The sequence below is a fragment of the Nostoc sp. DedQUE12b genome, from assembly GCF_034530835.1.
GTDB lineage: Bacteria > Cyanobacteriota > Cyanobacteriia > Cyanobacteriales > Nostocaceae > Nostoc.
This window is the reverse complement of the sequence record NZ_JAVRCI010000044.1, coordinates 1-18,685: the sequence shown is the minus strand read 5'-3', so window position 1 is coordinate 18,685 and position 18,685 is coordinate 1. Positions and strand designations below refer to the sequence as shown.

Here is an 18,685-nt window from a genome sequence, read left to right as displayed (position 1 = left end):
ACTATGTATAAATCTGTTGAAAATACCCCGATTACAATGTACGAAATCAATCGTGGGCGCGTCGTGCGAACCTTGGAATTTATCCAAGATGTGATTGTGATTTGTTTGTGTATCGGGTTATTTAGCTTCATGGTGCTTCAGGTGAGAGATATGTTTCTCTCCTTACTTCCGCCTCTAGATTTTCATGCTGTTACTGCCGATATTCTCTTTTTACTTATCTTAGTTGAGCTATTCCGACTGCTGATTATTTACCTGCAAGAACATCGAGTATCTATTGGGGTAGCTGTTGAAGTTTCCATCGTTTCCGCCTTGCGAGAAGTCATTGTTAAAGGTGTTCTAGAAACAAGTTGGAGTCAAGTTTTAGCAACTTGTGCCTTTTTATTAGTGCTGGGAGTACTACTATTTCTCCGAGTTTGGCTACCCCCTACTTTTGAAGGTATCGATCCCGAACAAGAAGTATCTAAACGCTATAGAAGCCGAGTTAAGTCTGAATTAACACAAACCAATAGCCATTAAGAATAGGGAGTAGAATCTTCCGCCATGCTCAATGATTAACAGAGGTTATTATGTCTGCAAATACTTTAATTACCAGCCATCCTAGAGATGTACAAGTTGCTGAAATTGGTAAAAATACTCTAATTCTACGATCGCGAACTTGGGACAGATTAAAATTTGAGGTTGAATATTCCCGTCAACGGGGAACTACAGCGAATTCTTATCTGATTCAAGCTGATAAAAAGGCTTTAATTGACCCTCCCGGCGAATCTTTTACCGAAATTTACCTTGAGCAACTAGCACAACGTCTAGATTTCATCTCCCTCGATTACATTGTTCTCAGTCATGTCAATCCGAACCGCAGAGCAACCTTGCAAGCATTACTCTCTCTGGTTCCTCAAGCCACTCTCATTTGTTCTCGCCCCGCCGCTAATGCTCTCAAAACTGCCTTTCCCGAATTTGAATCACCTATTCAAGCGATGCGATCGGGGGATACTCTAGATTTAGGACAAGGACATCATCTATCATTTATTACCGTACCAACTCCCCGGTGGGCAGATGGACTTTGTACTTATGATGCTGCAACAAAAATTCTCTACACAGATAAACTTTTTGGCGCTCATATTTGCGAAGATACTTTGTTTGATGAAGATTGGAAGGGGTTAGATGCGGAACGTCGCTACTATTTTGAATGTCTCCATGCGCCCCAAGCTAAACAAGTCGAAGTAGCCTTAGATAAACTGTCAGTTTTGGGAGCTAGATGTTATGCCCCAGCACACGGGCCAGTTGTCCGTTACAGCCTCAGCCGTTTTACTTATGATTACCGTCAATGGTGTCAAGGGCAAAAATCTCAAGAATTGAGTGTCGCTTTGCTCTATGCTTCTGCTTATGGAAATACAGCAATTCTGGCGAATGCGATCGCTCAAGGTTTGATCCAAAATGGAGTTAATGTAGAATCGATTAACTGCGAACTAGCCGATTCTGCCGAGATTAACCGCATTGTAGAAACTTGCGATGGCTTGATTATCGGCTCACCCACTTTAGGCGGACATGCACCTACTCAAATTCAAACTGCTTTAGGAATAGTTCTCTCAGTGGCGGCTAAAACTAAGTTAGCAGGGGTGTTTGGTTCTTATGGTTGGAGTGGCGAGGCAATAGATTTAATCGAAAGTAAGCTCAAAGATGCTAATTATCAACTAGGATTTGAAACAATTCGGGTGCGTTTCAGTCCTACTCCTGAGATTCTTCAGCAGTGTCAAGAAGCAGGTGCTTTGTTTGCCCAAAACTTGAAGAAAACTAAAAAACTGCGTTCTTCCCGCCAGATTGTGACAGAAGCCCATGTAGATCGTACCGAACAAGCGGTGGGGCGGATCGTTGGTTCTTTGTGTGTTGTGACAACTCGTGATGAAGAAACTCACAAAGGGGTTTTAACTTCTTGGGTATCGCAGGCAACTTTTAACCCACCAGGAATTATGATTGCGATCGCTAACGAGCAGAATGCAGATTTAATGCATCATCCTGGTGATAAATTTGTGCTGAATATCCTTAAAGAAGGAAGAAATGTCCGACGGTATTTTTCTCGTCACAGCACTTTAGGCGATAATCCCTTTGCGAATCTTGACACAAAAACTGCTCTTAATGGTTGTTTGATTTTGAATGAGGCATTAGCCTATTTAGAATGTACGGTGCAAAATCAGCTTGAATGTGGCGATCGATGGTTAATCTATGCCGTCATCGATCACGGTGAAGTGTTGGAAAATGAAGGTGTCACTGCTTTAGAACATCGGAAATCTGGCAGCTATTATTAATCTGACTGTTCACTAGACTTCTTGCAGAAGTGGGGAAAAGGGGCAGGGTTAAAGGGTAAAGGTATGGAATTTTCCCAAACCCAGTAACCTTTAACATGCACCCCAACATCTTGGCATTTGTTACTTTTGCAAGAAGTCTAATAGACTTCTTGCAAAAGTCGGGGTAAAGGGGAAGGGTAAAAGGGTAAAGAAACTCAAAATCCTTTCCCTTTAACCTTTTTCCTTTTCCCTCTCTTGCAAAAATATATTTTTGCAAGATGTCTAATGTAGATGCCTCTACAACCTTTAGTAGCTGGTCGGCTGGGTTGCATCTTAGAGATATATTCCATAAAGGAAACACCGCCGCCGTCATTTTTGGACAGCCACTTTAGCGACAATCTGTAGCAGGAATTGCTTCTCGTCCAGAAGACGCGACTCCCTACCATTTAGAAACGTTTTATAACTATCGGGTTAATGACAATAAGTCAGTAGGTGCTAAAAAACACAACTAAATTAAGAAGGGTAAAGGTTAAGGGTAAAAGGGAAAAACCTTTACCCTTTAACCTTTTCCCTTTACCCATACAAAACTTTGTATAGTTCGGTTTAATTGTGCCAACCTACTTATCTCCATTACCCCTGATGTATATTTCATCTTTAGCCCGGAAGGCTTTAGTGCTAATAACACAGCAATTGTAGGCGCACTTCGCACTACTTTTACTTTCTAGAAGACTGGAGACTGGGGATTGGATATCACATTGAAAATATTTTGAGCCTTGTCGAACATTATTGTTCGATGGGCTTGGTTAAAGCCGTCCGTCAAAATTACTGACGAACGGCTGCTTACTTTGTTGACATCTGGGCTGATGCCTCAACTTGACACCAGTGGCAGATGCCCACTCTAATACTCTAACTTGCTACTGCTTCAGCAGGGGCTGCCTCAGCAGCAGTTATAGGTAAATAAACACTAACTTTTTTACGAGTTTTGCCCTTTCTCTCAAACGTTACAACACCGTCAATTAAGGCAAACAAAGTGTCATCGCTACCAATACCGACGTTGTTACCAGGGTGGAATTTGGTGCCGCGTTGACGCACGAGAATGTTTCCTGCACGTACAACTTGACCGCCATAACGCTTGACACCCAGACGTTGGGCATTAGAATCACGACCGTTGCGTGTACTACCTGTTCCTTTCTTATGAGCCATGATTTCCTCTTGTGTATCTACTTCTTTTATTATTCAGCAGCAGTTTCAACTTCTTCAGAAGCGGTGTTATCTAGAACGGGGGTTTCCTTCTCCGGTTCTCCTTGGGCAGCAAACACTGCACCGTTAAGGGTGATGGAGTCAATCATAAGTCTGGTAATTTCCTGACGATGCCCCCGTTTTTTGCGGGTTTTCTTTTTCGGCTTCATTTTGTATACCAGGACTTTACGACCTCTGTAATGTCGCAGTACAGTCCCTTCTACAGTTGCACCTGTTACTAATGGCTGTCCAATGGTGACTTCGCCATCGTGCTGCACGAGTAATACGGAATCTATTGTAACTTTTTCATCTGGTTCGATCGCCAGCAGTTCAATGTCGTAAAACCGCCCTGGCTCTACTCGTATTTGTTTGCCGCCAGTTTCAATAATCGCGTAGGTCATGGAATTGTCCTTGAGGTTGCCGTACAGGTAGCTGGTTTTTATCTCCTGTAGAGATGCTTTTGCCAGCCTTTGTAATATGTCTACCTGATCCGAGCAGGAATTAGACAGACAATCTAACATACTATTTTATTAATAGGCGTCAAGTCAAGCTCTGATAGGATTTTTTGCGTTTGGCATTGCTGTCTGGTCAGCCTGAAGATGAAAAATTAGTTAATTACTTTGTGCGATCGCTCATTTTCTAAAAGTGAGGAGGAATTAGTCAACAGTCATCATGGGCGTAGGTGTAGCCCATCGTAGACATCATCCACTCGCACAAATATCAATTGTATTTACAAAAAGTCAGAACAAATACGTTTTAGAAAAAATTGCTACTATCTTAAGACTGAATCTATCAAAAATTAACATTAGTTAGTATTAGCTTAAAAGTTATATTTTGTTATCAAAATCAACACATTTTTCTTCTTTGTTTTAAGATGAAATATACAGGTGTCTCATTTAGAAATTCTTTACAAAAGTTAGTGAATCCTCAAGAGTTAAACTATCACATTAAAACGTGATATTTCAAACAGGAGATTGATTATCATGACACAGCAAAATGCTGCCCGACTTTTTCAAGCTGTAAAACAAGATCAAGCGTTACAGCAAAGACTCAAAGCAACAGCCGATCCAGAAGCCTTCATCAAAATTGCTCAAGAGCGTGGCTATGATTTCGACGCTAAAGAACTGGATAGTGAAATCAGCAAATTATCTGAAGAAGATTTAGCTGCCATTGTCAACCCAGGATGGGGGAATAGACGCCACATTAATCCTAGATAATTTCTGTTCTAGGAAACCGAAAGTATAGAAACAACTGAATTGACAAGTTTTGCTCCTCAAGGGAATACTGTTGCATCATCTCCTTTAGGAGTATTCCTGTTAAACACAAGGCTCAAATCCCTGATTTCCTAGAGAAGTCGGGGATCTTATTTATGCTGTGATAGTATCTATGCAATATCTGAAGAGAGTTAAAAACCCTTTCTCTACTCTCCATCTCGCCACCTGCTTAACTCATGAGTTAGGATGACTATATTTTAATCAGGTGATATGAAAAGAATAGAAGTTGAGCAAAGAACTATTTTAATTGGTTTGGCTGGTAGCCACGGCTATGGTTTAAATCGTCCTGATTCCGACTTTGATTATCGGGGAGTATTTATTGCACCCAAAAGGTACTATTTGGGATTTGATCGGATAGAACAAAAAGATACTGGTTGGGATGAACCAGGGATATTTCCATTCGTTGATGGCAATAAAGACACAGTTATATATGAATTAAGAAAAATCCTCCAGTTATTAGCTGGCGCGAACCCCAATGTTTTAGAATTGCTCTGGTTGAATAACTATCCTTTTTTAAGCGCAGTCGGACAGCATTTAATTAATCATAAACAGTTATTTTTGAGCAAGAAGGTAAAACATACTTACACTGGTTATGCCTTTGCCCAAATCAAAAAGATGGAAACTCATCGGAAGTGGTTGTTAAAGCCACCGCAAAAAAAACCGATACCATCTGACTTCGCTATAGAAGACGAAGCACCTCTGAGCAAAGATGAGCTAAATGCTTTTCTGGAGTATCTTTATAACTTAATCAGAGAACGGATTGAGTTTTTAGAAGAAGCAGAACAATTATATCAATTGCTGACAGGAGATATTGATTTTAAAGGGGTGTTAAAACAATATACTTTACCTGATGAAACTTTGGAATATACCCAAAAGTTAACCAATAGCCGTAAAGATTTTATCCGTCTGCTTCAGAAAAGCCAAAGCTATCAAATAGCTTTAAGAGAATGGAAGGCTTACTTATCTTGGCAGGAGAATAGAAATCCATCTAGAGCAGAAATGGAAAGAAAGTCGGGTTTTGACCTCAAACATGGAATGCACTGCATTAGATTATTACGCAGTGGAGTAGAAATATTGCGGCGAGGTGAAGTGATCGTAGATAGGAGAATAGCTGGTGATGTTGAAGATTTAAAAGCTATTTTAAAAGGTGAATATTCTTATGAGCAGGTGATGAAAATAGCAGAAGATTTGGTCGCCGAAATGGAAGTTGTTTGCGAACAATCTGCCCTACCTCATAAACCTGATTTGGAGCAAATTAATGAGTTGTGTATGGAATTGGTGGAAATGCAAAAATGGAGTCATTAGTCATTAGTCATTGGTCATTGGTGCTTATAAATGACAAAGGACAAATAACAAACGACTAACTAGAGAGTGTTCATTAAGTCGGCAAAGCCATAGAGGCTGATGATGAGTAATAAAGATGCTGTTAGTTGGGTAATTCGTGTTTGGGGTGAGGGTGCGATCGCTTCTCGCACTAAAATAGAAATCGATGCCCCAACTACTAAGCTCAAGCCTAAGATTAAATAGGGCATATCGGGTAAAATACTGGCTATTGCCAGCATTGCGATCGCTAATAAGAGCATCAATAATTCTACAAACCTGGGCGGGTTGTATTGGCTAGATAGAACAAAGCTGTTGAACCAAAAAGACCAAAATCTCATATTTCAGTACTAAGTTAAGAGTTAGGAGTTAAGAGTTAGGAGTTAGGAATTATATAGTTAGTGGTGAATGCTGAGTTAAAAGTTAAAAGTTGTGAATTATATAGTCGGTGGTGAGTGAAGAATTAAAGTTATAAGTTACGAAGCAGCTTTCCATTCAAAACTTTTCACTCCTCACTCCTAACTCCTAACTCCTCACTCCTAACTTTTAACCCCTAGCTCCTAATTTTTGACCTGTGCCGTTCTTTTGTGCAGTATCACTTTCTGGTAGTTCGACGCCAAAGACGCGGCTAAAAACTTTGGCGACTTTGTAGCCAGAATCAATCGATTCTAAAGGGTCTTTCCGCAGTCTGTGACGCAAGCATAGCGTAATTACACGATGAATATCATCAACTGTAACTTCAGTGCGTCCTTCATAAGCTGTTAACGCTTTGGCAGCGCGGTTACTAACAATGTCACCCCGCAAACCATCTACATCTAGTTCTGAACAGACTTCAGAAATTTTCACCCGCAGATCGTAGTCAATTTTCACTTCTGGCAAAAGCTGTTGAGCATTGACAATTTGCTGTTGTAATGCCTCTTGCTGGGCTTTATAGTTTTCAAGAAATACTGGCGGGTTTTGGTCAAAATCCGCCCGTTGTTCTACGATTTGCACCCGCAAAGCTGGTTCTTTGACGGTGTGAATTTCTGCGTGCATCCCAAAGCGATCAAGCAGTTGGGGGCGTAGTTCGCCTTCTTCAGGGTTTCCAGAACCCACAAGCACGAAACGCGCTGGGTGACGGATAGAAATACCTTCTCGTTCTACAGTGTTCCATCCACTGGCAGCGGAGTCGAGTAACACGTCTACAAGGTGGTCATCTAGTAAGTTGACTTCATCCACATAGAGAATGCCCCGGTTAGCCTTTGCCAGCAGTCCCGGTTCAAAAGCTTTGACACCTTCAGATAAAGCTTTCTCGATGTCGATTGTGCCACAAACTCGGTCTTCTGTAGCTCCTAGCGGCAGGTCTACCATTTGAACTTTTTTGTGAGCTACGGGAATTTCCGCCCCTTGTTCTAACAGTTGGCGGACTTCATCGCTCATCAAGTCAGGGTCGCTAGGATCGCTACTGAAGGGGTCATTAGCAACCACAGAAATTTCTGGTAGCAGATCCGCCAGCGCCCGGATAGTTGTGGATTTCCCGGTGCCGCGATCGCCCATAATCATTACACCCCCAATTTTGGGGTCAATCACGTTCAATAGCAGCGCCAGTTTCATTTCTTCCTGGCCCACAATTGCCGTAAAAGGAAATACTACGCGACGCGCACTTGCCGTGGATTGAGCAGTTGGACTCACTAAATTACCTTAACAATATTTTTCTTATTACAGTTCTTTATTGTGACACAGGTAGGGCATGGGGGAATGTGAAGATCGGGAGCAGGGGAGCAGGGGAGCAGGGGAGCAGGGGAGATGAGGGGACAAGGAGATAAACAAAACTCTAACTCTTAACTCCTAACTCAGCACTCAGCACTCAGCACTCAACACTCAGCACTCAGCACTCAGCACTCAGCACTCAGCACTCAGCACTCAGCACTCAACACTCATTCCCCATACCAATATCTATTGGGCACAAATGCTTATTAGCTGCGTCAACTATCTTAATTTGTCTGTTTTAGTTTTTTGGTGCAAAAGTTCCATAAGCAAGGAACGAACAACTACCAACTCATCAATTCTGTACTAAGCATAAATACTTGTAGACTATATGGTTAGTAGATTCAATCGTAAAAGCGAACAATGGCGTGTGTGGGTAGCTAATGCATCATTCAAATTTATGAAATCATCTTTTATTGTCCAAAGTTGGCGGCGACTACTCAAGTCTTTTTTTCCCATTCTCATTTTAATATCGTTTGTTAGTGTATTGCTGGTGGACAGTTTCACCCCTGCGATCGCACAGTTACCTCGTCAGGAAATTCGCGGGGTTTGGATGACCACTAATGATTTTGACACCCTCAAAAATCGGGACAAAGTGCAGGATGCGGTGAGCCAATTACGACGGATGAACTTCAACACAATCTATCCTGTGGTGTGGAATTCTGGCTATGTAATGCATCCCAGTGCGATCGCACAAAGTGCAGGCATTCAACCTTTTGTCTACAAAGGTTCAGATGGACATGATATTCTCGCAGACCTGATTAACCAAGCCCATCGCAAAGGATTGCTAGTAATTCCCTGGTTTGAATTTGGTTTCATGGCTCCCCCAACCTCAGAACTAGCAATCAATTACCCAGATTGGTTCACACAAAAGCGGGATGGTAGCCAAACTTCAAACAGTGCAGCTGGTGAGGTGATGTGGCTCAATCCGTTTCATCCACAAGTGCAACAATTCATCACCAATCTTGTGCTAGAAACTGTTACCCAATATGATGCCGATGGCATTCAGTTTGACGATCACATGAGTTTGCCTCACGAATTTGGTTACGATCAATATACAGTTGCTTTGTACACCAAAGAAACGAAAAATGCTCCCCCAAAGAATCCCCAAGATGCGGCATGGGTAAAGTGGCGAGCAGATAAGATTACGGCGTTCATGGTAAAACTTAACCAAGCTGTGAAGCAGAGAAAACCCCAGGCAATTTTCTCTGTTTCTCCTAATTACTATGATTTTGCTTACAAATTTCACCTGCAAGATTGGCTAGGTTGGATGCGGCAAAATATTGTGGACGAGTTAATTGTGCAAATTTATCGTCCGGATCTGAAAAGTTTTGTGGACAATATTTCTCGCGCAGAAATTCAAGAAGCGCAACAAACAATTCCAACTGGAGTTGGCATTATGACAGGGTTACGAAATAACCCTGTTCCTATGCAGCAAATTAAGTCTCAGGTGCGGGCTGCCCAAGAACGCGGTCTAGGCGTAACCTTCTTTTATTATGAAAGTCTTTGGAACGATGCTCTAGAATCTTTAACTGAGCGACAAGCTGGATTTGAAAATCTTTTTCCATCTCCTGCACTCCGCGCCAGAGTTGAATAACTTTTCTGTTTAAGATAATGTTAATGAGTTCGTAGTAAGGACTTTAGTCCTTCTTTTTTAAGCACTAAACTGCTTACTACAAACTCTTCATTACTAACTTGATATAACTTCCTGTTTCCCACTCCCTACTACTAACTCAGCATGACAATCTTCTACCGAAGTACGTTGTCGCATGGCATTAACTAAAGCCTCGTAGCTAGACCAATTTTCTTGCAGTAAGGTTTTTGCTTGGAGTGCATGAAACCGCAGTTTCTGTTGATAAACTGATTCAGAAAAGCCCAAAACTGTCAAGGCTCCTATCAGCTTGTTTTTATCATCAAATCCACCCTCAGCATTATTAAAAACCAGGGTTTCAGCAGCAATACCTGCCATCCAAACAGTGCAGTAGCGGTCTAGCATTTGGGCACTGATTTTACCCACTTCTAATTGAGATGCTAATTCGCCATCATCAAAGCTAACGCCGCCTTGTCCAGGTTGCCCCTGTTTCCAGGCTTCCCAAGCGCTGAGTGTGTAGCCAGTAACGGGAATACCCAACAGGTAAGCAACCAAAAAATGCCCTGCTTCGTGGTGGACGATGCGATCGCGGTGTTCTTTTGAAAAACCAGCAATCCAATCTACAAAGATAGTACCACCCTTGCCTTGCAAGCTGAAGCTATCTAATGTCGCTATGCCTAAGATGGTGAAAGTAGCAAGTGCTGGTACTGCCGGAGATAAGTTGAAGAATGGCCCCACCAGTACCGATAGGGTCATGACAAAGATAGATATTGCAACTAAATTTAGGCTAGTTTGGCTCATTGAGAGTTTTTTGACAATCTGCTTAATCTTTCTTTATTATGAGGCAATGTCTACGACGGGCATAGATGCAGTACCGCTTTTGTATCAAGATAGTTGTAGCGATCGCCTAATTTTTTCATCTCACGCCTAATTCAACTACTGGCTTAATAATGGATGTTTTCTCTATCACTAGAATGATGGCTGCTTTTGCAGTCGCAGACATAATGTGACCTTAGTAGGTATAAAACATCAAACAGGAGATGAATGTGGCTGAACAATTCAAAAAAGGTGATCGGGTTGAATGGAACACTTCACAAGGTAAGACAACTGGCAAAGTTGTAAAGAAGCTGACTTCACCTACAGATATTAAAGAACACCATATTGCTGCAAGTGAAGATAACCCTGAGTACTTAGTTGAAAGCGATAAGACAGGGAAACAAGCTGCTCACAAGCCTGATGCTCTGAAGAAAGTAGAGGAGTAATGCCTAGTCATGAGTAAAGATGTTAAAGCGGTGATTGACGAGTTTCATCAAGCTGTCAATATGACACCTAAAGAACTAGAGTCTTGGCTAGATACGGATGAGTCACAAACTGTCGGGCAAAAGGATGGCGACGATGAGTCAATCGGTCATAAATCTGGACAGCGTATCATCCAGCTATTGCAGAAAAAGGATGATTACACCAACGATGACCTTTCGCACATGAAGAAAGTTATTAGTTACGTCCATCGTCATCTTGCACAGAAGCCATCGGGTGATTTGGAACACACACGTTGGTGCTATTCTTTGAAGAATTGGGGGCACGATCCACTGAAGTAAAGTACTTTGTAGCCCGCCATTTAGGTGGGCAAATTCCTGCGATCGCAGCTCTTGTTAAGAACTGAAGCCTGTAAGGAAGGCAATTAAACAATAGTGCATTTACTGAGAATCACTTCCAACCCATTCTGTACCTGCTCAAGTTCTTCGCGCTTTTGGTAAATCCACATCTTTTCAGCCTCACGTTGTTCCAGGGTTTCGTTGTGAGCTTTTTCTTGCTGTTCTAGGAGGTTTTCGCACAAACAAATAGCTTTCTCAATAACTTTAACTGCTGCTTCTATTCGATTGTCAAAAACTAAACCGATAGTTTCGCCAATTTTATCTGTAAGTTGTTCTGTAGATTTAGCAAATTTTTCACAGCCTGTTTTAAATACTTTGAGCTTAATTTGATCATGAATTCCACTCATCCCGAAGCCTAGCGCTCCAGCTATTGCAGCCCCTACACCCGTTACTGCCCACATAATTGGGCCACCTAGCCCCAGTAACATTAGTAAACCAGCGCCTAACCCACCTGCAAAAAGACCTCCACTGATGTAAGAAAATAAATCACCAAAACTATCTCCGATATCATTTATTGCCAAATTTATTTGTTTGCTGAAATCAGTATTTACTTCTTTGTCAATAACCTGCAATCTATCTCGAAGTGCATTTAATTCTTCATTAATACATTTATCTAAAAATTCAAAGTGTGGTTTAAGGATTTTATTTTTAAGTTCTTTTTCGCCCCATATATCAATTTCATTTTGTAAGTCACGGATGAATTGATTAACATAATCTTGCCTAAGTTGCTGTTGACTAAAAATTGGATTATGTGATGAAGTCCAGTGTTCTAACTTATTCGCTAATCTTTCAATTAATCCTTCGATCCATTCGTGCCAAGATTTGTTTGCTTCCTCCAATGCTAAATCTCTTACCTCATTAGCTAAAACTTGTATTCTGACATCACGTCCACTTGCTTCTCCAATTTGCTCTAATATTTCTAACTTTCCAGCTTCAGAAAGTTTTATATTACCGTCTAAAGTATCCTTAGCCTGACGCAAACCATCTAATCCTGCTTGAATACGGCCATTTATTTTATTTACGAATTGCTTATTTTGTAAATAACCGCGCTCAATTGTCAAAAACTTTTCTAAAGATTGAGTGAAAGTATGAAAGTTTTTTAGATATTCATCATCAATCCTATTATTTAAAATAGCCTTTAAGGAAGCTTTTGCAGAAATGTAATGGACACGGTGTTCACCATTTGAAATAAGTAAATTTTTGTTTTTAATAAAGCTTTCTAGTCGCTGTCTCACATCTTGACGGTCTTCCTCTTCTTCAAGTGAATCCATAAAATTCACTAAAATAAAAAGGTTTTCAGCAGGCTGATATTCATGATTACCATTAAGTTGGTATCTCACATCTTGTATCAATTCTTTTTCTTTTTCACTAAGTAGATGCATTGCATCCGTTAGAAAAATCACTGCATCAGTATTTTTGAGCAATTTATAAGTAATAGATGTTCTATCAGGGTGTTCATTTAGTCCAGGAGAATCTAGAATTTCAACACCACTTTTGCATAACAGTAACTCAGGATGCTCAAAAATAATTTCTTCAATATCAGATTGTGCTAGTTCATCACTACGATGCTCTGTTGCAGCTTCTCTGGAAATAGCTGCCTTAACTTTATACTGCTCAAAAGGTATCTCTTCATATCGTCCATCTTTGTAACGACAGAATACGCGCTTTTTTATTCCATATTTGAGAACTGTAACTGTACCACTACAGGGAATTGCTCTTACAGGTTGGATTTCTTCACCTAGTAAGGCATTTAGTAAGGTTGATTTTCCTTTGCTAAATTCGCCTACAACTGCTAAACGAAACCGTTGTGATTTAATTTTTTTAAATACTTCTTCTATTTCTTCTATCAAAGTATGAGGTAAAAAACTACGCTCATTACAATCTTTAAGCACTTGGTAAATTTGATTACAATAAGTCTCTAATTGCTGACGATTTTCTTTAAACTTTGCCAATTCTCTATAAGATATATTGCTATGCTGTCCAGTTACTTTAGTTTCAGGTTTAGCAGGTAGAGCGGCTAGTATATCATTTGCAGCCTTGACAAATATATTATCCAGTTCTTGAAAGCGAGCAGTATTGAGTAAAAAATTCACTTCATTTAGAGCAGCAAACTCCACATTTTCTTGATGAATAAAAGCAGCCTCTAAAATTGCTAAATGTTGTGGTTTAATGCCTAGCTGGTTGCCAATCATCTCCAAATATTTTTTCTCGTGGGGGTCAATTTCACCATTTGCTGCTGACATTTCATAGCCGAAGCTAATCAACAAAAGCTTTTCTGACTCTGAAAGTGGAGCCGCTAATGCTAATAAGCTATTAACTTGCTTATAAACTTGATTATCTTTGACTCCCTTAATCATCAAATGTGTCAACTTACGCACATCACTTTCTGGATTACTAAATCGATAAAGGGTTGTTAGCAAACGTTGCTTTTCTGACTCTGCGACTGTTCCATCTACAAATATCACTCCCAGCAGCACCGTGACTAAATTTGCCAGAAATATCACAGGTGGCGTGAGATTCTTTTTAGTCAGTTTTTGTCCGGTAATCTGCGAAAATAGCTCAACAGTCTGAGAGTTAACTAGTGAAGTATCCATAAACTATGTAAGGTAATAAGTTTTCAGGTTTAGTATGCCCAGATTTAGACAAAATTAATTAATATACCGAATAAATACGGTTATCTTTACTTTTTTATACCAGTTAGGCTCAAGAAAATTAGCTTTTAGCAACCTAAAAATATGCTGTTCCAATTTGCGCCTGCAATTCAAGCTGGTATTGAAACTGGTAAATATCTACAAGTCTTTAGCAATGGAGTACCCATAAGCATGGTTAGAGATAAAGTTAGCGGCCAGTTTGTTGCTCATGCTATTGGTGCTACTGTTAACAACAGCCCTTTATCTCCACTGATAGCAGCTTCTAATTTAGTCACTAGTGGGGCGCAGATGTATCAAACTCACCAAGGCTTTACAGCAGTACTGAATGGTTTGCAAACTATACAGACTAGCTTGGGTGTGCTGCAAGCAACTACAGCCTTGATTGGTGTGGGGACAATCGCAGGTGTAGCATTAACAGCAGTCAACCTGCACCAAACAATGAAATTAAGAAAAGAAGTAGAGCAAATGAGGCTGGAAGTTAAAAACGGCTTTATTGACTTGAAACAAGCCTTGAAAGACCAAGGAGTAGAAATTAGACAAATAATCGAGCAAGTAGCCCAAGATATCAAATTTGAACAACATCGCACGGCTTTAGTGAGGGCGTATGGAGTGTTTATCCAGGCGATTAACCGCTTCCGTTCAGCGATGCAATTGCAAGATTTTAGCCGCAGAAACGCTGAAATTGATGGTGTCAGGGGAATGTTATTTACGGCTTTAGCAGATTATAGCAATCCCCACCTACTAGAAGAAACCTGTGCAGCTGGTCAATTACGCAGACTTGAGTGTGCTTGGGCAATTGAACAGGCGATTGTTGCAACTTATCAAGTGCAGAATGAGGTTTCGGCAGTTAGCGATCGCCTCATCCTACTCCAAGATAAAATTTGTAAAGATGCTCTCACTGTGATTAATCGCTGCGAATCACATGATGAGCTTGATTTTCTCTTTCCCGAAATTATCCGCATTAAAAATCATGATTTAGCAGTATTGGATTCGTGGCAAAATCATGTTGATTGGATGCAATCGCTTCCTTCATCAGAATTAAAACTTTTAAGTAGCACTGATTTTAATAGTTTAGATACTCACAACTCTACAATTAATTTAGCTGAACCGCCAGAACAATTAGTCTATAAGAGTTTAGCCGAAAAGTCTCATTTTTATTCGCTTCGTGACCAGCTGCTATTTCTCTTTGAGCCTGAACTACGTCGAGAGTACGAATTTTATATTAGTGAACAAGCTGGAATTACTGGTTATAAAACATTAGTTACATCTAATTTACAACAGGCATCAGACCTAACTGTTGGTAATCTTTATTACTACTTTAAAATCAGAGATGAATCGAAAGATGAGACAGAGTTAGTTTTAGCTAACTAAAACAGCTACGGCAATTATTGAAATAAGTATTTTTGTAAAGTCCGCGTAGGCGGACTTTGTTTGTATATAGCAATCCTATATGAGTTGTGATAAATCTAGATAATGCAATAACTATTAATAGGTAAAAACGAGTCAAACTAAATTAACCCCTGAAGAATGAAAGTAAAATAAAATTATCCTCCACTTAAACCCCATCATGGCTATCCCAGAACTCGAACAACAACTCCTTCAGCTTTCCCCCAACGATAAACTATATATTATCCAATTCCTTGCCCAAAGCCTGACCATACACAACACCCACCCAAACCAACCCACCAAACTTTCAGAATTCTTCCGTCAATCCCCCTTGGCTGAACTCACCGAAGAACTCGACCTTAGCCGAGGTCTGACATTGCTAAAAACACTCATTGAGTCCTTACAACCAGAAACCCAAATTGAAACTCCAGAATATCCTTTGGCTAAATTCTATGGATGTATTCAAGATGAAACATTCTTTCGCCATCCCCAAGGACAACAACAAGAACGCGAACCCATACTGTGAAATTTCTGCTAGATACTAACACTTGCATTATCTATATGCGTGGTAAAAATTTCACCTTAAAGCAGAAACTAGAAACCACTCCTACCAAAGATATTGCCGTTTGCTCAATCGTCAAAGCTGAATTATTTTATGGCGCAATGAAAAGTGTCAACCCAGAACGTAATCTTACCTTACAGCAAGAATTTTTAGCCCAATTTATATCACTACCGTTTGACGATCTCGCAGCAATAAAATTTGGAATGATTCGATCTCAGCTAGAAGCATTAGGCACTCCAATTGGAGCTTATGATTTACAAATTGCCACCATCGCACTGACAAACAACTTAACCCTTGTTACCCATAACACCAGAGAATTTAAGCGGGTTAATAACTTGTTGATTGAAGATTGGGAGATAGATAATTGACAAACGACTGGCTAGAAAACATTATCTCACAACTTGCTGCGTAGGCGTAGCCCGCCGTAGGCATCGCTCTCTTGCATTCCTTTGGGTATAAAATCAATCTCCAAAAAACTACTGTTGTATTACCATATACTAATACACAATTTTCGAGGTGCGTAGACGTAGCCCGCACTTCTCTACGAGAGGCTGCGCCCTAAGCGTAGCTTTTACGGCAAGCTCTGTTACCACCGTAGGCATCGCATCAAAGGCTGGCATGTGGAGCCAGCCTGATCTAAAAAAGCCTTGAACCTATTGAACCCGCTCTACTTTTCCCTGATTCGGCAATTCAAACGAGACTGTCGATATGATTGGGGCATTTGGGTTAGGCACAGTAGGCCCAGTCTCTGGAGATGGAGCTAGTAGTCGATAGTCACTACGCCAACGCTGATGATTGAGGTCACAAACAACATAACCGCGTTGTCTACCATTAAAATATTTTACCCACGGACTTTCTGGTAAAGCCTTCTCAATTCGGTCACTAGCGCCAAAGCCTGAGGTAATCGATGTGCCAACAAACTCAGTACCGACTGTAGCAGAGTTAGGGTTATTGTAATCAGCTTTCAGGTCGCTTACCCAACTAGAATGTGTGTCACCAGTAATGACAACTGGGTTGGCTGGCTGACGTTGAGCAAGAAAGTTGAGAATACGGTTGCGGGCAGCTACATAGCCGTCCCAAGCATCAATATTAAACGCAGCCTCAGGGCCTGCTGTCCAGTCATGCTGGGTAAAGACAACCTGTTGAGCAAGAACATTCCAGCGTGCCCTAGAACGCTCTAGATTGCGGAACAACCACTGCTCTTGTTCAGTACCAGTCATAGTGGCATTTGGATCAAAAGCTTCTGGGCAGCGTGGTTCAATAGTGTCATTACAAGGTTGGTCGCTACGATATTGACGAGTATCGAGAACATTAAATTCAACCAAGTTACCAAAGTTTAAGCGTCGATACAGCTGCATATCAATGCCTCTAGGTTTTGAAAAATCCCGCAGTGGCATGTGTTCGTAGTATGCTTGGAAAGCAGCAGCACGACGAGCTAGAAAAGCTTGGCGTGATTGTTTTTCTGGATCTTGAGGAATTTCATCCGCCCAATTATTGTCAACTTCGTGGTCGTCCCAAGTGACTAGCCAAGGAAATGCAGCATGAGTCTGTTGCAAGTTGGGGTCACTTTTGTATTGGGCGTGGCGGTTGCGATACTCCTCCAGTGTCACTGGCTCTGCATTACCTTCATGAGGTCGGAGTGCATTCGCTCTCGGCGCTCCCTCGTAAATGTAATCACCGAGGTGAACCACCAAATCTAAATCTTCTTGAGCCATGTTTTTGTAGGCGGCGAAGTATCCTTGCTCCCAGTTTTGACAGGAAGCGAAGGCAAAGCGGAAGCGCTCAACGCGATCGCGCGGGTTAGGAGCTGTGCGAGTCCGCCCAATAGGGCTAACTTCATTGCCCACCCTAAACTGATACCAGTACCATCGTGCAGGTTTTAATCCTTGCACTTCTACATGAACAGAGTGTCCAAATTCTGGAGTAGCCATCTGTGTGCCACTGCGGACAATTTGCCGCATCTTTTCGTCGCTAGCAATCTGCCACTGCACTGGAACATTATATGGTGGCATCCCACCACCATTGAGCGGATCGGGAGCTAAACGCGTCCACAGCACTACATTATCTGGAAGTGGTTCACCGGAAGCAACACCCAGACTAAAGGGATAATTAGAGAATCGGGGCAGGGCTTGAACTTTGTTAGACCATTGATTGGCGATCGCAAAACCAGTTAAGGTTCCAGTCCCAATTAAAACTTGTCGCCGTCTCAGCCGACTTGATAGCAAGCGCTCAATATTGAAGTTTTGCATATATTTTCCTTATTACCGCGTTTGAATCATAGCGAAGTGTAACAGCGCAACTTTAATGCTTATTTGCAATCAGGTTAAGGGTTGATTATTCAAACGCAAACCTAATTGTTTTACCTGAACTAATAGCGCGATTTTTGGATATGCTTGAACGCAGGAAATGCTGCTAAAACTCCCAAAATTAGCAGACTAATTGTTGAACTTGTTTCGGGAATAGCTTGCGCCCGCTCAACAAGTAACCCTGAAATTATTGTTGGTTCACCTACATCTACAACCCCAACATCTCAAGTATATTTATTATCAGTTGGTAGAGTAAAGGAAAAAGTTTTAAATCCAGTTTATTCAAAAAACTTGGAATTAGAACTTGTAGCCAAAAAATCTGTAGTGGTATCTGCTAATGTGAAAAATAAGTCTTGAGCGATCGCTTTGTTTAATACCATTTCACTTTACTAATGATACAAATATGCTGGTAAGGGCATGGCAATGCCTATTGGTGTCAACTTAAGGTGAAACCCACTTGGCGACAACGTTTTGCCCTCACCCCCAGCCCCTCTCCCAGGTTGGGAGCTACCGTGTACACACAAGTCGAATTTCTTCTTAAATCCCAAACATTACCTACTTAATCGCAGTGATGGTTAGGGTGGGGTAAAACTAAAGCTAAAACCTTAGTAAATCAGTTTTCAGGTGAGGTTTTGAGAATTTATGCAATAAATATATTGAATTCGGGTAGTCG

Annotated in this window: 19 protein-coding genes; 12 read left to right on the top strand and 7 right to left on the bottom strand. The window is 41.0% G+C overall.

The genetic code is table 11. The features are described from left to right. The first annotated feature begins 3 nt into the window (after positions 1 to 3). The 3 genes from RMY16_RS20540 (at position 4) to RMY16_RS20530 (ending at position 3,007) form a co-directional block, all read left to right on the top strand. The gene (locus RMY16_RS20540; protein WP_322667700.1) at positions 4 to 516 is read left to right on the top strand and encodes a phosphate-starvation-inducible PsiE family protein; all 513 of its coding nucleotides are present in this window, start codon (positions 4 to 6) and stop codon (positions 514 to 516) included. Between the two features lie 50 nt (positions 517 to 566). Continuing rightward, the gene (locus RMY16_RS20535; RefSeq protein ID WP_322737954.1) at positions 567 to 2,303 is read left to right on the top strand and encodes a diflavin flavoprotein; all 1,737 of its coding nucleotides are present in this window, start codon (positions 567 to 569) and stop codon (positions 2,301 to 2,303) included. A gap of 572 nt (positions 2,304 to 2,875) precedes the next feature. After that, entirely contained in the window at positions 2,876 to 3,007 is a 132-nt protein-coding gene (locus RMY16_RS20530) for a carbohydrate porin (protein ID WP_322737979.1), read from the top strand. A gap of 181 nt (positions 3,008 to 3,188) precedes the next feature. Here the strand turns inward: RMY16_RS20530 and rpmA are convergent, their stop codons facing one another. Both rpmA and rplU read right to left on the bottom strand, forming a co-directional pair. Further along, entirely contained in the window at positions 3,189 to 3,485 is a 297-nt protein-coding gene (rpmA, locus tag RMY16_RS20525) for a 50S ribosomal protein L27 (RefSeq protein ID WP_322667698.1), read from the bottom strand. 29 nt (positions 3,486 to 3,514) lie between these two features. Further along, positions 3,515 to 3,922, bottom strand: a complete 408-nt coding sequence (gene rplU, locus RMY16_RS20520) for a 50S ribosomal protein L21 (protein ID WP_322737978.1) — start codon at positions 3,920 to 3,922, stop codon at positions 3,515 to 3,517. Positions 3,923 to 4,504: 582 nt separating this feature from the next. Between rplU and RMY16_RS20515 the strand changes: the two genes are divergently transcribed. Then, complete coding sequence (locus tag RMY16_RS20515; protein ID WP_322737953.1) at positions 4,505 to 4,738, top strand: Nif11-like leader peptide family natural product precursor; 234 nt, start codon at positions 4,505 to 4,507, stop codon at positions 4,736 to 4,738. Between the two features lie 267 nt (positions 4,739 to 5,005). Continuing rightward, the gene (locus RMY16_RS20510) at positions 5,006 to 6,100 is read left to right on the top strand and encodes a DNA polymerase beta superfamily protein (protein WP_322737952.1); all 1,095 of its coding nucleotides are present in this window, start codon (positions 5,006 to 5,008) and stop codon (positions 6,098 to 6,100) included. 59 nt (positions 6,101 to 6,159) lie between these two features. On the opposite strand, the gene RMY16_RS20505 is transcribed toward RMY16_RS20510, so the two are convergent. Together RMY16_RS20505 and bchI are read right to left on the bottom strand one after the other, a co-directional pair. Continuing rightward, on the bottom strand, positions 6,160 to 6,456 hold the full coding sequence (locus tag RMY16_RS20505; protein WP_322737951.1) for a hypothetical protein: 297 nt from the start codon (positions 6,454 to 6,456) through the stop codon (positions 6,160 to 6,162). Positions 6,457 to 6,661: 205 nt separating this feature from the next. Then, entirely contained in the window at positions 6,662 to 7,786 is a 1,125-nt protein-coding gene (gene bchI / locus RMY16_RS20500) for a magnesium chelatase ATPase subunit I (protein WP_322667693.1), read from the bottom strand. A 406-nt stretch (positions 7,787 to 8,192) separates the two neighbouring features. Here bchI and RMY16_RS20495 point away from each other — a divergent pair, with 406 nt between their 5' ends. Further along, positions 8,193 to 9,458 carry a glycoside hydrolase family 10 protein gene (locus RMY16_RS20495; RefSeq protein WP_322667692.1) on the top strand — a complete coding sequence of 422 codons (1,266 nt, stop codon included), beginning with the start codon at positions 8,193 to 8,195 and terminating at the stop codon, positions 9,456 to 9,458. Positions 9,459 to 9,551: 93 nt separating this feature from the next. On the opposite strand, the gene RMY16_RS20490 is transcribed toward RMY16_RS20495, so the two are convergent. Continuing rightward, positions 9,552 to 10,253, bottom strand: a complete 702-nt coding sequence (locus tag RMY16_RS20490; RefSeq protein WP_322737950.1) for an ATP-dependent Zn protease — start codon at positions 10,251 to 10,253, stop codon at positions 9,552 to 9,554. Between RMY16_RS20490 and RMY16_RS20485 the strand changes: the two genes are divergently transcribed. The 3 genes from RMY16_RS20485 (at position 10,207) to RMY16_RS20475 (ending at position 11,050) form a co-directional block, all read left to right on the top strand. Next, positions 10,207 to 10,383 (top strand): hypothetical protein, encoded by a 177-nt coding sequence (locus tag RMY16_RS20485; RefSeq protein WP_322737981.1) that lies wholly within the window; start codon positions 10,207 to 10,209, stop codon positions 10,381 to 10,383. The genes RMY16_RS20490 and RMY16_RS20485 overlap by 47 nt on opposite strands. Positions 10,384 to 10,498: 115 nt before the next feature. Further along, positions 10,499 to 10,714 (top strand): DUF2945 domain-containing protein, encoded by a 216-nt coding sequence (locus tag RMY16_RS20480; protein ID WP_094348753.1) that lies wholly within the window; start codon positions 10,499 to 10,501, stop codon positions 10,712 to 10,714. Between the two features lie 9 nt (positions 10,715 to 10,723). Continuing rightward, positions 10,724 to 11,050, top strand: a complete 327-nt coding sequence (locus tag RMY16_RS20475) for a DUF3140 domain-containing protein (RefSeq protein WP_322737949.1) — start codon at positions 10,724 to 10,726, stop codon at positions 11,048 to 11,050. Positions 11,051 to 11,133: 83 nt separating this feature from the next. On the opposite strand, the gene RMY16_RS20470 is transcribed toward RMY16_RS20475, so the two are convergent. Continuing rightward, entirely contained in the window at positions 11,134 to 13,701 is a 2,568-nt protein-coding gene (locus RMY16_RS20470) for a dynamin family protein (RefSeq protein ID WP_322737948.1), read from the bottom strand. Positions 13,702 to 13,842: 141 nt separating this feature from the next. Here RMY16_RS20470 and RMY16_RS20465 point away from each other — a divergent pair, with 141 nt between their 5' ends. The 3 genes from RMY16_RS20465 to vapC all read left to right on the top strand — a co-directional run bounded on the left by RMY16_RS20465 (position 13,843) and on the right by vapC (position 16,074). After that, the gene (locus RMY16_RS20465; RefSeq protein WP_322737947.1) at positions 13,843 to 15,129 is read left to right on the top strand and encodes a hypothetical protein; all 1,287 of its coding nucleotides are present in this window, start codon (positions 13,843 to 13,845) and stop codon (positions 15,127 to 15,129) included. 196 nt (positions 15,130 to 15,325) lie between these two features. Then, entirely contained in the window at positions 15,326 to 15,670 is a 345-nt protein-coding gene (locus RMY16_RS20460) for a hypothetical protein (RefSeq protein WP_322737946.1), read from the top strand. After that, complete coding sequence (gene vapC, locus RMY16_RS20455; protein WP_322737945.1) at positions 15,667 to 16,074, top strand: type II toxin-antitoxin system tRNA(fMet)-specific endonuclease VapC; 408 nt, start codon at positions 15,667 to 15,669, stop codon at positions 16,072 to 16,074. The genes RMY16_RS20460 and vapC overlap by 4 nt, the downstream gene beginning before the upstream one ends. A 285-nt stretch (positions 16,075 to 16,359) precedes the next feature. Here the strand turns inward: vapC and RMY16_RS20450 are convergent, their stop codons facing one another. Next, on the bottom strand, positions 16,360 to 17,955 hold the full coding sequence (locus RMY16_RS20450; RefSeq protein WP_322737944.1) for an alkaline phosphatase D family protein: 1,596 nt from the start codon (positions 17,953 to 17,955) through the stop codon (positions 16,360 to 16,362). Positions 17,956 to 18,685 lie beyond the last annotated feature (730 nt).

Excerpts from the sequence above, each read along its gene's own strand:
- RMY16_RS20505 (WP_322737951.1), bottom strand. The coding sequence starts at position 6,456 with ATGAGATTTTGGTCTTTTTGGTTCAACAGCTTTGTTCTATCTAGCCAA.
- RMY16_RS20465 (WP_322737947.1), top strand. The coding sequence starts at position 13,843 with ATGCTGTTCCAATTTGCGCCTGCAATTCAAGCTGGTATTGAAACTGGT.
- RMY16_RS20540 (WP_322667700.1), top strand. The coding sequence starts at position 4 with ATGTATAAATCTGTTGAAAATACCCCGATTACAATGTACGAAATCAAT.
- rpmA (WP_322667698.1), bottom strand. The coding sequence starts at position 3,485 with ATGGCTCATAAGAAAGGAACAGGTAGTACACGCAACGGTCGTGATTCT.
- RMY16_RS20485 (WP_322737981.1), top strand. The coding sequence starts at position 10,207 with ATGACAAAGATAGATATTGCAACTAAATTTAGGCTAGTTTGGCTCATT.
- RMY16_RS20450 (WP_322737944.1), bottom strand. The coding sequence starts at position 17,955 with ATGCAAAACTTCAATATTGAGCGCTTGCTATCAAGTCGGCTGAGACGG.
- RMY16_RS20495 (WP_322667692.1), top strand. The coding sequence starts at position 8,193 with ATGGTTAGTAGATTCAATCGTAAAAGCGAACAATGGCGTGTGTGGGTA.
- RMY16_RS20460 (WP_322737946.1), top strand. The coding sequence starts at position 15,326 with ATGGCTATCCCAGAACTCGAACAACAACTCCTTCAGCTTTCCCCCAAC.
- RMY16_RS20515 (WP_322737953.1), top strand. The coding sequence starts at position 4,505 with ATGACACAGCAAAATGCTGCCCGACTTTTTCAAGCTGTAAAACAAGAT.
- RMY16_RS20490 (WP_322737950.1), bottom strand. The coding sequence starts at position 10,253 with ATGAGCCAAACTAGCCTAAATTTAGTTGCAATATCTATCTTTGTCATG.
- RMY16_RS20475 (WP_322737949.1), top strand. The coding sequence starts at position 10,724 with ATGAGTAAAGATGTTAAAGCGGTGATTGACGAGTTTCATCAAGCTGTC.
- rplU (WP_322737978.1), bottom strand. The coding sequence starts at position 3,922 with ATGACCTACGCGATTATTGAAACTGGCGGCAAACAAATACGAGTAGAG.
- RMY16_RS20470 (WP_322737948.1), bottom strand. The coding sequence starts at position 13,701 with ATGGATACTTCACTAGTTAACTCTCAGACTGTTGAGCTATTTTCGCAG.
- RMY16_RS20535 (WP_322737954.1), top strand. The coding sequence starts at position 567 with ATGTCTGCAAATACTTTAATTACCAGCCATCCTAGAGATGTACAAGTT.
- RMY16_RS20510 (WP_322737952.1), top strand. The coding sequence starts at position 5,006 with ATGAAAAGAATAGAAGTTGAGCAAAGAACTATTTTAATTGGTTTGGCT.